The organism is Hyphomicrobium zavarzinii ATCC 27496 (assembly GCF_000383415.1).
Classification (GTDB): domain Bacteria; phylum Pseudomonadota; class Alphaproteobacteria; order Rhizobiales; family Hyphomicrobiaceae; genus Hyphomicrobium_C; species Hyphomicrobium_C zavarzinii.
On sequence record NZ_KB911261.1, the window covers coordinates 172510 to 184940 of the forward strand.

Below are 12431 nucleotides of genomic sequence, written 5' to 3' on the forward strand. Positions count from 1 at the left end.
GGCGCCAAGCCAAACCTCGACGCTTCCCAGGAATTAATCCCCGCTTTGATGCCACATCATCCCGTACATCTGCTCATAACTTCCTGATTTTATTTGTTTTTTCGTAATTATACGGCGGCACTTACCCCGACCAATGCCACCGCATGGGACCATCCCGAGTTGCTGCGGCCCCCAGCTATCGAGAACATGCTGCAACTTTATAACAACACTATGCCCTTCCGTTGTGCGTGTGCTGTCGGCAACGGGACCCGGGTTACTTCGGCAAAAGAACCGACGGTGGGGATTACGGGCTGCGCTCCGGCATGGGCGCGGACGGGGAGGAAGCAGAATGCAATTCAAACACCAACTCAAACTTACGGTGATGGCGAGCGCTGTCGGCCTTATGGCCTCGCCCGCGAACGCACAGACTGCGGCGCAGCCCGCGAATCAAGGCGAGCTGCCGCAGGTCGAGGTGCTTCAGAAGAAATCCGCTCCGGCAGCGAAAAAGAAATCCGCACCCTCCCAGGCTTACTCTCCTCCCGCACCTCAGCCGCCGGCGCCGACCCCGGTTGCCGAGGAAGCACCCGCGAACTCACCCTATGGGGCGGCAGCAAGCGGCGGGGCGGCAGCACGTGCCGAATCCGGGCCGCTTTCGCCGATCAACGCGCGCCAAGCGCTTCCCGGCGATCTGCAAAACTTCACCAGCGCGGGAACGCGCGTCGACGCCGCGGATCTGGCGGAGCAGCGCCCGCTGACAAATCATGACGCGCTCGCCCGCGTGCCGGGCGTCGTCACCGTGATGGACGACGGCATGGCGCGCCACTCGGGCATCGGCGTGCGCGGCTCGCCCATGCGCCGCTCGCGCAAAGTGCTCGTCATGGAAGACGGGTTGCCGATCAACTTCTCGACCTATCTCGATCCCTCGACGCACTACACACCGCCGACGGACCGTGTCGAAAGCATCGAGGTCATGCGCGGCCCCGTCGTCAACTACGGGCCGCTCAACAACCACGGCGTCATCAATTTCCGGAACATCTCGCCATTCGGCGCCAACGAGACGGTGATCAAGGGCGCGTTGGGCTACACCGAAGGCTCCGACAAGGATCTCAACAACTACCGCCACGTTCATACGCGCCAGAACATCGGCAACGCCGGAATCGTCGTCTCCTATTCCGGTGCGGAAGGCGGCGGCGCGTGGGACAACGAGGAGCTGCGCTACAACGACTTCTATGGCGCAATCGGCCTCAAGGGCACCAACCAGGATCTCACGATCTCCGGCGGCTATTTCCGCCAGCGCGACCAGTATGACGAGATCAACTTCGTTCCGAACGACGAGGACACGGGCTACCAGGAGTTCTTTGCCAACGGGCGCAACAAGTCGGGCAGCCCCTACTTCTTCGACGGCATCGCCTCGCTTGCCGGCTTGAGCAGCTATAACGCCGACTACTGGCGTATCCAGGCGACGCACAACCTCTACATCGACGATACGACGACGCTCACGACGCGTGCGTACTACTCCGACAACGAGCGCAACCGCTTCTACGTGAATGCCGATCGCGGCGACTACGACGCCAATTCGTTCTTCATGCGCGGCCGCGAACGGCACTATCAGTTCTACGGCGCGGAATCGCGGATCGAGTTTGCAGACCGGCCGTTCATCGCCGGCATGCGCCAGGATATCCAGGCCGGAATTCGCTACGAGCGTCACGAATTCACGAACTGCAACACGGTGGGTCTCGAGAACCAGGTTCTGGACGACGACACCAGCGGACGCTGCGATATCTTCACCCGCCTTCCGGAATTCAACGAGGACCGGTCTCGCCGCTCCGACACCGATGCGGATGCCTTCTCGGCGTTCGTGCAGACCGCGATCCACGTGACGCGGAACCTGACCGTGACACCGGGTCTCCGCTTCGAGGACTATCGCATCAATCGCAACTCGATCCGCCCCGACGATGAGACCTCGGAGCAGCCGGGACGCTCGAGCTCGGATCACAGTGAAGTTCTGCCGATGATCGCCGCCGCGTGGGAGGTTGCGCCGCGCACGACCGTATACGGCGGATATCACCAGGGCCTCACGCCTCAGGTCACCAGAGGCGTCGCCTTCCCTCTTCCCGACGAGAAGGGTGACAACTTCCAAGTCGGCGTGCGCTCGACAGCCATCCGGGGCTTCTCGTTCGATCTCGCCTACTTCCACAGCAACATCGACAACTATCAGGTCAAATCGCCGTCGGCTCCGGACGGAGGCAACAACATCTATGGCGCGGCCGACGAGGTGAAGATCGATGGCTTCGAGATCGGCGCCCGGCTCGACAGCCGTCCGATCACCGGCGGCCCGTGGAACTTCTTCGGTGAGACGATCTACACGTACGCCGACTCCGTGATCGAGCGCGGCGTGGACGGCGACGGTGACGACGTATCCGGCAACATCGTGCCCGAGGTTCCCAAGCACTACGCAAACCTCACGCTCGGCGTCGCCTACAAGGCGTTCTGGGATGCCAGCGTGACGTGGACCTATCGCGGCAGCTTCTTCACCGACGTCGGCAACAATTATGACATCGAAGTCGACGATGGAGAGGTGGAGTCCGGGTTTGTGGACGACGTCTGGCTTCTGTCGGCCCGCTCCAACCTCAAGGTCACGGACAACCTCTCGCTGTTCGTCTCAGGTACGAACCTCACGAACGAGTTCTACCTGTCGGACATCGACGAGGGCATGAAGCCGGGACCGGGACGCACCATCATGGGCGGCTTCTCTTACAAGTTCGACTAACTGCAAATCCTTCTCCCAGAAGGTGCAGCGATCCCCGAGCCTGGCATCAGGCTCGGGGATTGGCTGTTCTGGGGGCCGTGGCTATGACAAGGGACTAGGCCGTCGCCGCGGCGAGCGCCTGGTCGAGATCGGCGATGATGTCGTCGATGTGCTCGATGCCGATCGAGAGCCGTACATAGCCGTCCGTCACGCCCGTGGCCAACAGCTCCTCACCGCTCAACTGGGAGTGCGTGGTCGAGGCCGGATGGATGGCCAGGCTGCGCACGTCGCCGATGTTGGCCACATGATAGAAGAGCTTCAGGGCATCGATGAAGCGGCGGCCCGCTTCGCGTCCCTTCGCCAGCTCGAAGCCGAGAAGTCCACCTTCTCCGCCCGAGAGATACCGCTCCGCCCGCGCGCGCTGAACGCCGGTCTGCTGAGAGGGGTGGATGACGCGCGTCACGGCGGGATGCTTGGTCAGCCAGCGCACAACGGCAGACGTGTTCTCGGAATGGCGCGCGATACGCAGCGGCAAGGTCTCGATGCCCTGCAGGAGAAGAAACGCGTTGAAGGGCGAGAGCGCGGCGCCGAGATCGCGCAGCAGCGTGACGCGCGCCTTGATGATGTAGGCGATCGGGCCGAGCGGCTTCACCGCCTCGTTCCAGATGGCGCCGTGATAGCTCGGATCGGGCGTGCTGAACACGGGCTGGCGCACCGGATGCGCGGCCCAGTCGAAATTGCCGCCATCGACGATCACGCCGCCGATCGAGGTGCCGTGGCCGCCCAGATACTTGGTCGAAGAATAGACGACGACGGCTGCGCCGTGATCGAGCGGGCGGCACAAGGCGGGCGCGGCCGTGTTGTCGACGATCAGCGGGATGCCGAGGGGACGCCCGATCTCGGCGACCTCCGCGATGGGAAACACGGCGAGCTTCGGATTGGGCAGCGTTTCGGCGTAGTAGGCGCGCGTCCGCTCGTCCGTCGCGCGGCGGAAGTTCTCCGGATCGGTGGGATCGACGAAGCGAACCTCGACGCCCTGATCCTTGAGCGTGTTGGCGAACAGGTTCCAGGTTCCGCCGTAGAGATCGGTCGAGCTCACGATGTTGTCGCCGGCACGAGCCAGGTTCTGCACGGCATAGGCGGATGCGGCCTGCCCCGACGCAACGCCGAGCGCCGCAACACCGCCTTCCAACGCCGCAACGCGCTTCTCGAGCACGTCGGTCGTGGGGTTCATGATGCGCGTATAGATGTTGCCGAGCTCCTTCAGAGCGAACAGATCCTCGGCGTGTGCCGTATCGCGGAACTGGTAGGACGTCGTCTGGTAAATCGGAACGGCGACTGCACCCGTGGACGGATCAGCACGCCAGCCGGCATGGAGCACCACGGTCTCGGTGCGCGGCGTTTTGCTGGAAACATCCTTGTCGGTCACGGCTCTTCCTCCTGGCATTCGGTGTGATCGCGGGTGTGGGCCACCGTGGCCCGCGGCATCGCGACAGCCCGTCTTCTAGCTCAGAGGAATGGGTCCGTCATGGGGGATGACAGGTGTTTCGGGCGATTCAGGTCAAAGGCGGGCGCCTTTGGCTGCCTTTGCCTGCCCCAGTGCTGGAATAACGAATGGAATTCCGTCGGCGGGAGGCCGTCCAACCGACAACGGGCACTCGTAGGCCCGGCTCAGGATGGCTTCCGTCATCGCCTGACGCGGAGGACCGTCCGCTATGATGCATCCGTGGCTCATGATCACGACCCGATCGGCGAAGGCAGCGGCCAGATTGAGATCGTGCATAACCATGAGGATCGCGGTGCCGGCGTCTGCCTCGCGCCGGAGCGCTTCGAGGACGACGACCTGGTGGCCGACGTCGAGGCTGGACGTCGGCTCGTCCAGCAGCAAGATCTTTCCGCCGCCGGCCAAATCACGTGCGACAGAAAGCTGGCAGAGAGCGCGCGCGATATGGGTGCGCTGCCGCTCGCCGCCCGAAAGCTCGGTGAACAGGCGGCCCGAGAACGCCGCCAGCCCAACGCGGCCGATCGCGTCTCCCACTGCCCGTTCGATGCGCGGGTTCTCCCGGGATAATCCCGGAACCGAAACGCCGAGGCGCACGACCTCGCGCACAGTGAACGGAAAGCTCAGATTGCTCGACTGGGCGACGACCGCGCGCAGGCGTGCCAGCTCGCCAGCTTTCAAGATGGCCAGATCCCGTCCGTCGACCACAACGCGGCCCGATGCGGGCGAGAGCTCTCCCGCCATCACTTTAAGAAGCGTGGACTTCCCAGCTCCGTTCGGCCCCAACACTGCAACGACCTCACCCGCGGCCACGCCGAGATCGGCCTTGCTCACGAGGCTCACATCATGAACCCGATAGCTTACGGACTGGGCCGCCAATACGTCGGCACGATCAGACATAAGCCCCTCGCCTCAGCACCAGATGCAGGAAGACCGGCGCGCCGATGAGCGCGACGACGATGCCGAGCGGAAGCTCGGCAGGCGCGACGATGATACGGGCCACGATATCGGCCGCGAGGACAAGGGCGGCGCCGAGCATCGCGCTTGCTGGCAGGACGGTTCCGTGATCAGGGCCTGCGACGAGGCGTACGACGTGAGGCACGATGATGCCAACGAAGCCGATAATCCCTGCCGCTGCCACCGCGGCCGCGACGGATGCCGCTGTGGCGATGATGATGAGGCGCTTGATGCGCTCGACATCTATCCCGAGATGGAACGCCTCCGCCTCCCCGAGCAGCAGGCCGTTCAGAGCCCTGACGAGATAGGGGAGCAGAAGCAGATTGAGCACTGCAAACGGCGCGACGCCGATGACCTTGGTCCAGCTCGATCCCGCGAGGCTTCCGAGTGTCCAGAGCGTCAGATCCCGCAGCTCGCGATCATCGCTCAGATAGGCGAGCAACCCCATCAACGCTTGTGCCAACGCGCCGAGAACGAGGCCCGCAAGCAGCAGGGCTGCGACCGAGACCGTGCGACGGCTGCTCGCGAGCACGACGAGCGTTCCGGTCACGGCGAGACCGCCTGCGAAGGCCGCGACGGGAAGCGCGTGCACTCCGAACGCCGCCACCACGGGCGCGGCAATTCCGTGCCCGAGGACGATCACGGTCACCGCGGCGAGCGCCGCGCCCGACGACACGCCGATCAAGCCTGGATCAGCGAGCGGATTTCGGAAGATGCCTTGCATCATGGCGCCCGCAACAGCGAGACACGCGCCGACCATTGCGGCGAGGATCGTTCGCGGCAGACGAATGTCGAGTAGCACGAGGGCCGAGCGTGCGCTCTCGGCGTCGCCGTCACCGAACATCGCCGTGATGGCGGATGGAAGCGCGTCGAGCGATATGCCGGTCGCTCCGATCGAGAGAGACAGCACGGCCGTGACGGCAAGAGCCAGCGCAGACACGGCGAACAGAACGAAGCGTTGCTGCGCCCTGTCCGGCTCCGCCGCTCTCATATGCTCAGCGGACACGATCGCTCCAGCCGGAAGCTTCGACGTCATGGCCGCTCCGCTGTGGCGGGCTTCTGGGCAAGCTCCGGATAGAAGCGGTCCATCAAGTCCGACGCTGCCGCCGCTGCGCGCGGGCCGAACTGCAAGGCGTAGCTTCCATCGACCTCGATGATGCGGCCGGCCTTTGCGGCAGGCGTGCTGCCAAGCCCTTTCATGGAGCCGATCTCCTTGGCCATCTCACCTTTGTTGGCGCCGTCGCTGCGCAGCATGACGACGATAATGTCCGGAGCCGCCGTTACAGCGGCCTCGTCGTTCAGGGGCTTGTAGCCTTCGAGGCTCTTCACCGCATTCTCTGCCCCGGCAAGCCCGAAAATCGCCTCGGCCGACGTTTTGGTGCCTCCTACCACGACGCGGCCGCCTTGATTTGCCAGCACGAACAGCGCGCGCACGGGCTTCGTCACCTTGGCCCTCTTGGCGGCAACGGCGTCGAACTCCGCCTTGACGCGGCTTGCGAGCTTCGCACCTTCCTCCTTGAGGCCCAGAGCGTCCGCCACGGCGCCAATTTTCTGGGCAACGCCGTCGGGTGTTTCTGGCGTCGATATCTCGATCATCGGAATGGAAGACGCCTTCAGTGCGGCGACGACCTCGGGAGGTCCCGCATTACCGGACGCGATAATCAGCGTCGGGCTCATGGACAACACGCCTTCGGTCGAAAGCGCGCGCATGTAGCCCACGCTTTCCTTGGTGGCGACGGCGTCCGGCGGATAGTGGCTCGTGGTGTCCACGGCCACGATGCTATCCCCGCGGCCCAGCGCAAAAATTATCTCCGTCACATCGCCACCGATGGAGACGATGCGCTGCTCTCCTGCGGCCTTGGGTGTTTCCGCATGCGCCTTGGGCGCGAGCTGCGCACCACACACCGCGAGCGAGCCGATGCCGGCAATCCACAAGAAGCGACGAACGCGTTTCAGAAGAGCGAACATCTTGGTTCCTATTTTGTTAGAATGAGGCGGCCATTGGCGGTGATGCGCAGACGGTATTCAGCGCCGTCGTGCTCGAGGATGGCTTCACGCCTTCCTTGCAGAAGATCCGCCACGCTGTAACGGATCAACGCCTCAACAGATCCACGTGCCGATGGCAGGGGCGCCGATATTTCAGTCTTTTTCTCGTGTTGCTCGGGTGACATTCCTACGTCCAGATTAGAATTATTTGAAATCGGCAGCCGTTCACGCGTCGTAGAAGCGGATGTTTTCGGATCGCCTTTTGTTTGTTGACTATGTAATTCCACATTACTATTGTGCGCAAGTCCGCATCGCAATCGCGGATGTTCCGGCAGACGCAATATCGTCGCCGCAACGGCAAGCCAGCCTTTCGGGAGGGGGTCCCGAGCCAGCCAGCCAGTGAACCGCAAGCTACAACTGGGGCGAGGGCTGTGATGGTAAGAGTGTGGGCAGGGGGCCTGATGTCAGCGGTTTCGTTGATATCGCTAACGCAATACGCAAACGCGCAAGAAATTATGCTCGACGGCATCGTCGTGACGTCTTCCAAGACTCAGGAGAGTGCGATCGACGCGCTCTCGGGCTCGTCGGCGATCAGCAGAGAAGAGATCGATACGCAATTCCAGCCGGACCGTATTTCGCAGGTTCTCAGAACGATCCCAGGCGTGACGACACAGGAGACGGCGCGCGATACCGCGACGGCGATCAATATTCGCGGCCTGCAGGATTTTGGACGCGTCAACGTGCTGATCGATGGTGCGCGGCAGAACTTCCAGCGTACCGGCCACAGCGCGAACGGCATGTTCTACATCGATCCCGAGATGATCAAGAGCGTCGACATCACGCGCGGTCCTACGGCGACGATCTACGGTTCGGGTGCCATCGGTGGCGTCGCACAGTTCTCGCTGCTCGATGCCGGCGACATCCTTCGGTCCGGGGAGTACGCGGCCGGACAGGTGAAGACCCGCTACGGCACCAACGACGACGGCAAGCTTGCGAGCTTCACCGCGGCGGCCCGCTCTCTCAGCGGCACTGTCGATATTATCGGGCAGGTGAACGGCCATTGGTCCAACGACTACGAGGACGGCAGCGGGAACGTCGTGCCGGGCTCGAACGACGAGACGGATTCGAAGTTTGCCAAGCTGCGGATTCGTCCCGAACAGGGCCACGAGGTGACCGCGACCATCATCGACTACAATTCGAGCTTCATGGATCAGGTCGAGCAGGGCTCGACGGACTACGACACCAACGTCGAAAATCGCCAGTACACCCTCGGCTACACCTTCACCAGCCCGACCAACCCGCTGATCGATTTCTCAAGCAAGGTTTACTACAACGAGACATCGCTCGATCAGACGCGCCTTTCGGGCGGCGACAATTCCTACTATACGGCAAATCCGGGTGGCGGCGGGGTCGCATGTAACTCCTCGAATCTCGCGCGCTTCGGAACAACGGCATTTCCGACCGTCTTCCTGCCGGTGGGCTCGCCGTGCTTCTTCCACCCGGACGCATTCCCAGTCGGCTCGCAGCGCAGCTTCAATATCGAGACCGAAGGCGCCGACATCTACAATACCTCGCGTTTCGACGCTGCCGGCATGAAGGTGGCGCTGACCTATGGCATCGACGGGTTCCGCGACACCGTCAAGACCGCCGATCCGACCGGAAATGGCGACGAGTTCACGCCGTCGGGTCAACGTGAAGTCTATGGCGGCTTCGTTCAGAGCCAGCTCACGTTCTTCAACGACATGGTCGATCTGATCACGGCGGTGCGTTACGACAGCTACAAACTGGAGGGCGGCGGCACGGAGCTTTCCGACGATCGCATCTCGCCGAAGGTCACGCTCGGCGTCACGCCGCTGCAAGGCTTTACGGTGTTCGGCACCTATGCCGAAGGTTTCCGCGCGCCAGCCCTTTCCGAGACATTGCTCAGCGGGTTCCATCCCGGATTCGCGCACTTCCAGCTTCTTCCCAATCCCAACCTCGAGCCGGAAGTCGCGCGTAACTGGGAAGGCGGCATCAACCTCAAGTACGACAACGTCGTCACGACCGGCGATAAGTTCCGGGCAAAGTTCACTGCGTTCCACAACAAGGTCGAGAACTATATCGACCAAGTGACGACTGGAGACACGAACGGGTACCTGCTGTTCTTCCGGCCAGGCTGCACGGGCGTAAACCCGGGGGTAGGCTGTATCCCGGTTTCGTTCGTCCCGATGTTCGACGGCGTGAACTTGCAGTACCAGAACGTGCGCGACGCGACTATCGAAGGCGTGGAGTTCGAGTCCTACTACGACGCGCAGTCCTGGTTCGCGGGGATCGGTGCTCATCGCATTCGGGGCACGAACGAGGATACCGGCACCGGTCTCATGACCATTCCGGCCGACCAGGTCACGCTTACCGCAGGCTTCCGGGCTTTCGACAACAAGCTGACGGCTGGTGCACGCACGCGCTTCGTAGCCAAACAAGACCGCTTCGAGCCGGGCGAGATTCGTGCCGCGCAGTTCGCGGATGCTTACACCGTGGTCGATCTCTTCGGAGAGTATCAGGTCAACGACAAGCTCACCGTCAACGCCAATATCGACAACCTTTTCGACGAGACCTATCGCCAGCATCTCGACCAATACAACAGCCCCGGCTTCAATGCCCGGGTTGGAGTGACCATGCGTCTTGGGGCCCAGTAACTCCTCCCGCACTGCCTGGGACCCCCAAGTTGGCGGCGGCGTGCCTTTCCGGTCGTTCTTCCGAGGCCGGATCGGACGCTGCCGCCGTTCTCTAATTCGTCTATGATCGCACCGTTCGGAAACTACGAAAGGACCCCCCGCGATGTTCATCGCAATGAACCGCTTCAAGGTGATCAAAGGAGCAGAGAAGGACTTCGAGAACGTCTGGCTTTCGCGCGAGACGCATCTCAACGAGCTTACGGGCTTCGTCGAGTTCCATCTGCTCAAGGGACCGGAGCGCGAGGATCACGTGCTCTACTCGTCGCACACGATCTGGCGCTCGAAGGCCGATTTCGAGGCCTGGACGAAGTCGGAGCAGTTCCGCAAAGCCCACTCGGGCGCGGGCTCCAGCAAGCCGCTTTATGTGGGCCATCCCGAATTCGAGGGATTCCAGGTGCTGCAAACCGTGACGAGCGATGGAACGCGCCTCGTCGCTGCCGAGTAATTCGATCGAGCGGAGGTGTCTTCCATGAACGCCGTAGCAGAACAGAAGGACGACGTCTTCCTGCCGCTCCAGCAGCGGCTGGCAACCAATCCAGACGGTATTCTCGAGGACATCGCCCGCACATACTGCGTCAGCACGCTCGATGTGGTGCGCGCTCTTCCCGAGGCGCACCGCACGATCGTTGCCGGAGATCGGCTCGAGACAATATTCGAAGCGGTGACGGGATGGGGTTCCATTCTGTTCATCGTGCACACGCCGGATCTCGTGCTCGAATGCGAAGGGCCTCTGCCGCCCGGCACGTTCGGGCGCGGCTACTTCAATCTGCACGGAGACAGCCCCATCGGCGGACATATCCGTGCCTCGCGGTGCAAGGAGATCGCGTTCGTCTTGCGGCCATTCATGGGTCGGGAGTCGCGCTCGATCCAGTTCTTCAACTTGGACGGCGACGCAATGTTCAAGATCTTCGTCCGCCGCGATGAAGCCCGCAACCTCATCGCCGATCAGGTCGCGCGGTTCGATACGTTGAGAGCCAGCCTTTGAACGGCGGCACTTCTCGCATGGCTTGAAAGATCTTTGGAGGCCCGTGATGTGCAAAGGGCGCGATTCCCTGACCGACATCCAGTCCACCGGCTTGGGGGATCTGGAACGCGAGTGGCTGCATCTCGTCCGGCTCCATTGCATGAGCTACGAGCACAATCATGCGGAGGGCTGGGACCGCGCGATCAGCCATGCCGAGGTGAAGTTCGGCGCCGACAACGGGCCGGGCATCGCCTCGCGTATCGCCGTTCTCATTCGCGCCATGCGCGAAGAGCGCCGTGGCGGCTTCGGCTATCTCTCACCGTTCTGCCCCTCGTGCCGATTGCGCGTGACCGAGGACGAATGGCAGCTCATTACGCTCATGCAGGCCGGGTATCGCGGCGAGCCTCATGACATCGACGAGGCCGCGGCCGAGTTTGCGCGCCGCTCCCGCGCGCCCGTCCTCGCGGCTGCCGCCGCCCGATTCGGCAGCACGCTTGCCGCGGCAGTCGATCCCGGGAAGCGGCAAGGTGCGATGCCAGCGCCCAGCTTGCGGCTGCATTGAGGCTGCCGATGGACGCGGCGTGCGAGTTTGCCTTCACCCGCGATGATGGGGTTGCGCTCGCGCTTCCGCGCTCCTTCGAATGCCCACTGCTGTCCCGTACCGTCCACACCTCCACGCGGCCTCGCGCCGCCATCGCCACGTCCGGCGTTCTTTCGTTTTCGTTGCATGCGCTGGCTGCGCTCGCGCTCATGATGACGTGGGAGCGTAACGAACTCGGCGTTCTGCAACAGCCGACCGAGGCCATCAGCATCGAGTTCATCGCGAGCCCCGTTCTCGAGCAGGCTCTCGTCGACGTGACCCAGACACAGAGCGGCGAGACGGCTTCCGTCGCGCAGCAGGCGGGCGCGGAGACCGAAAGCGCCGCCGCCTCCACCGCGGAGGAGGTCAAAGCCGAGGAGACGCTCAAGGCCGAGCCGGTGACAGACGCTCTGCATCCGTCTGTCCCTCCCGTGCCCTTCGCGCAAGCGGTCGAGCCTTCCGACACAGTGATTGCGGGAACCGCGGAGGTGGAGGACAGCCTTCCTCCCCCGGCAGCTGAGGAGAAGCGGACCGAGCGGGAAGAGGAGAAGAAACCTGCGCGCGAGGAGCAGGAGAAACCAAAAAAGAAAGCCGAGAAAGCTTCGGAAAAGCCCAAGCAGCCCACGCAGAAGGCCGAGACCGATCCGAGCAAGAAGGGTGGCGCCGCCTCGCGCGCCAGCAGCTCGACGAAGGCGGGATCCGGACGTGTGTCGGCGAGCTCAGGCGACATCGCGGGTTATGCTGCCCGCGTGCGCGCCCGCGTTGCCGGTAATCGCCCGTCGAGCGGCGGAAAAAAAGGAACCGTCGTGGTGTCGTTCGGCGTCTCGTCTTCAGGCGGGCTGACGTATGTGCGTCTTGGGAGATCCTCCGGCGTGCCGGCTCTGGACCAGGCCGTGCTTTCGGCCGTGCGGCGCGCCGCTCCGTTCCCGCCGCCGCCGGCGGGCACACCGTCGAGTCGGCTCGGGTTCGCGGTGCCGTTCTACTTCCGCTGACGCCGCCTC

General features: G+C 63.2%; 11 protein-coding genes. 6 read left to right on the forward strand and 5 right to left on the reverse strand.

Annotated features, from left to right (window positions below; all coding sequences use genetic code 11):
- Positions 1-328: 328 nt before the first annotated feature.
- Positions 329-2749, forward strand: coding sequence for a TonB-dependent receptor family protein (locus F812_RS0118375; protein ID WP_020087454.1), 2421 nt, complete (start codon positions 329-331; stop codon positions 2747-2749).
- 94 nt (positions 2750-2843) lie between these two features.
- Here F812_RS0118375 and F812_RS0118380 read toward each other — a convergent pair whose 3' ends face one another.
- From F812_RS0118380 to hemP, 5 genes are all read right to left on the reverse strand, one after another.
- Positions 2844-4157: an O-acetylhomoserine aminocarboxypropyltransferase/cysteine synthase family protein gene (locus F812_RS0118380; RefSeq protein ID WP_020087455.1), complete on the reverse strand. Its 1314-nt coding sequence runs from the start codon at positions 4155-4157 to the stop codon at positions 2844-2846.
- A gap of 132 nt (positions 4158-4289) precedes the next feature.
- On the reverse strand, positions 4290-5129 hold the full coding sequence (locus F812_RS0118385) for a heme ABC transporter ATP-binding protein (RefSeq protein WP_020087456.1): 840 nt from the start codon (positions 5127-5129) through the stop codon (positions 4290-4292).
- The gene (locus F812_RS0118390) at positions 5122-6222 is read right to left on the reverse strand and encodes a FecCD family ABC transporter permease (RefSeq protein WP_020087457.1); all 1101 of its coding nucleotides are present in this window, start codon (positions 6220-6222) and stop codon (positions 5122-5124) included. The genes F812_RS0118385 and F812_RS0118390 overlap by 8 nt, the downstream gene beginning before the upstream one ends.
- The gene (locus F812_RS0118395) at positions 6219-7154 is read right to left on the reverse strand and encodes a heme/hemin ABC transporter substrate-binding protein (protein ID WP_020087458.1); all 936 of its coding nucleotides are present in this window, start codon (positions 7152-7154) and stop codon (positions 6219-6221) included. Before F812_RS0118395 ends, F812_RS0118390 begins: the two co-directional genes overlap by 4 nt.
- An 8-nt stretch (positions 7155-7162) precedes the next feature.
- On the reverse strand, positions 7163-7357 hold the full coding sequence (gene hemP, locus F812_RS26170; RefSeq protein ID WP_026868253.1) for a hemin uptake protein HemP: 195 nt from the start codon (positions 7355-7357) through the stop codon (positions 7163-7165).
- A 330-nt stretch (positions 7358-7687) separates the two neighbouring features.
- Between hemP and F812_RS24595 the strand changes: the two genes are divergently transcribed.
- The 5 genes from F812_RS24595 to F812_RS0118425 all read left to right on the forward strand — a co-directional run bounded on the left by F812_RS24595 (position 7688) and on the right by F812_RS0118425 (position 12422).
- Positions 7688-9847: a TonB-dependent hemoglobin/transferrin/lactoferrin family receptor gene (locus F812_RS24595; RefSeq protein ID WP_020087460.1), complete on the forward strand. Its 2160-nt coding sequence runs from the start codon at positions 7688-7690 to the stop codon at positions 9845-9847.
- Between the two features lie 142 nt (positions 9848-9989).
- Positions 9990-10331, forward strand: a complete 342-nt coding sequence (gene hmuQ, locus F812_RS0118410; RefSeq protein ID WP_020087461.1) for a heme-degrading protein HmuQ — start codon at positions 9990-9992, stop codon at positions 10329-10331.
- Positions 10332-10355: 24 nt separating this feature from the next.
- Positions 10356-10871: a heme utilization cystosolic carrier protein HutX gene (gene hutX, locus F812_RS0118415; RefSeq protein WP_020087462.1), complete on the forward strand. Its 516-nt coding sequence runs from the start codon at positions 10356-10358 to the stop codon at positions 10869-10871.
- A gap of 46 nt (positions 10872-10917) precedes the next feature.
- Positions 10918-11412, forward strand: a complete 495-nt coding sequence (locus F812_RS0118420) for a hypothetical protein (RefSeq protein ID WP_020087463.1) — start codon at positions 10918-10920, stop codon at positions 11410-11412.
- 8 nt (positions 11413-11420) lie between these two features.
- Entirely contained in the window at positions 11421-12422 is a 1002-nt protein-coding gene (locus F812_RS0118425; protein ID WP_020087464.1) for a TonB family protein, read from the forward strand.
- Positions 12423-12431: the final 9 nt, after the last annotated feature.

Coding starts and splice junctions, on each gene's coding strand:
- F812_RS0118425 (WP_020087464.1), top strand. CDS start 11,421: ATGGACGCGGCGTGCGAGTTTGCCTTCACCCGCGATGATGGGGTTGCG.
- F812_RS0118390 (WP_020087457.1), bottom strand. CDS start 6,222: ATGACGTCGAAGCTTCCGGCTGGAGCGATCGTGTCCGCTGAGCATATG.
- hutX (WP_020087462.1), top strand. CDS start 10,356: ATGAACGCCGTAGCAGAACAGAAGGACGACGTCTTCCTGCCGCTCCAG.
- hmuQ (WP_020087461.1), top strand. CDS start 9,990: ATGTTCATCGCAATGAACCGCTTCAAGGTGATCAAAGGAGCAGAGAAG.
- F812_RS0118395 (WP_020087458.1), bottom strand. CDS start 7,154: ATGTTCGCTCTTCTGAAACGCGTTCGTCGCTTCTTGTGGATTGCCGGC.
- F812_RS0118385 (WP_020087456.1), bottom strand. CDS start 5,129: ATGTCTGATCGTGCCGACGTATTGGCGGCCCAGTCCGTAAGCTATCGG.
- F812_RS0118420 (WP_020087463.1), top strand. CDS start 10,918: ATGTGCAAAGGGCGCGATTCCCTGACCGACATCCAGTCCACCGGCTTG.
- F812_RS0118375 (WP_020087454.1), top strand. CDS start 329: ATGCAATTCAAACACCAACTCAAACTTACGGTGATGGCGAGCGCTGTC.
- hemP (WP_026868253.1), bottom strand. CDS start 7,357: ATGTCACCCGAGCAACACGAGAAAAAGACTGAAATATCGGCGCCCCTG.
- F812_RS24595 (WP_020087460.1), top strand. CDS start 7,688: ATGCTCGACGGCATCGTCGTGACGTCTTCCAAGACTCAGGAGAGTGCG.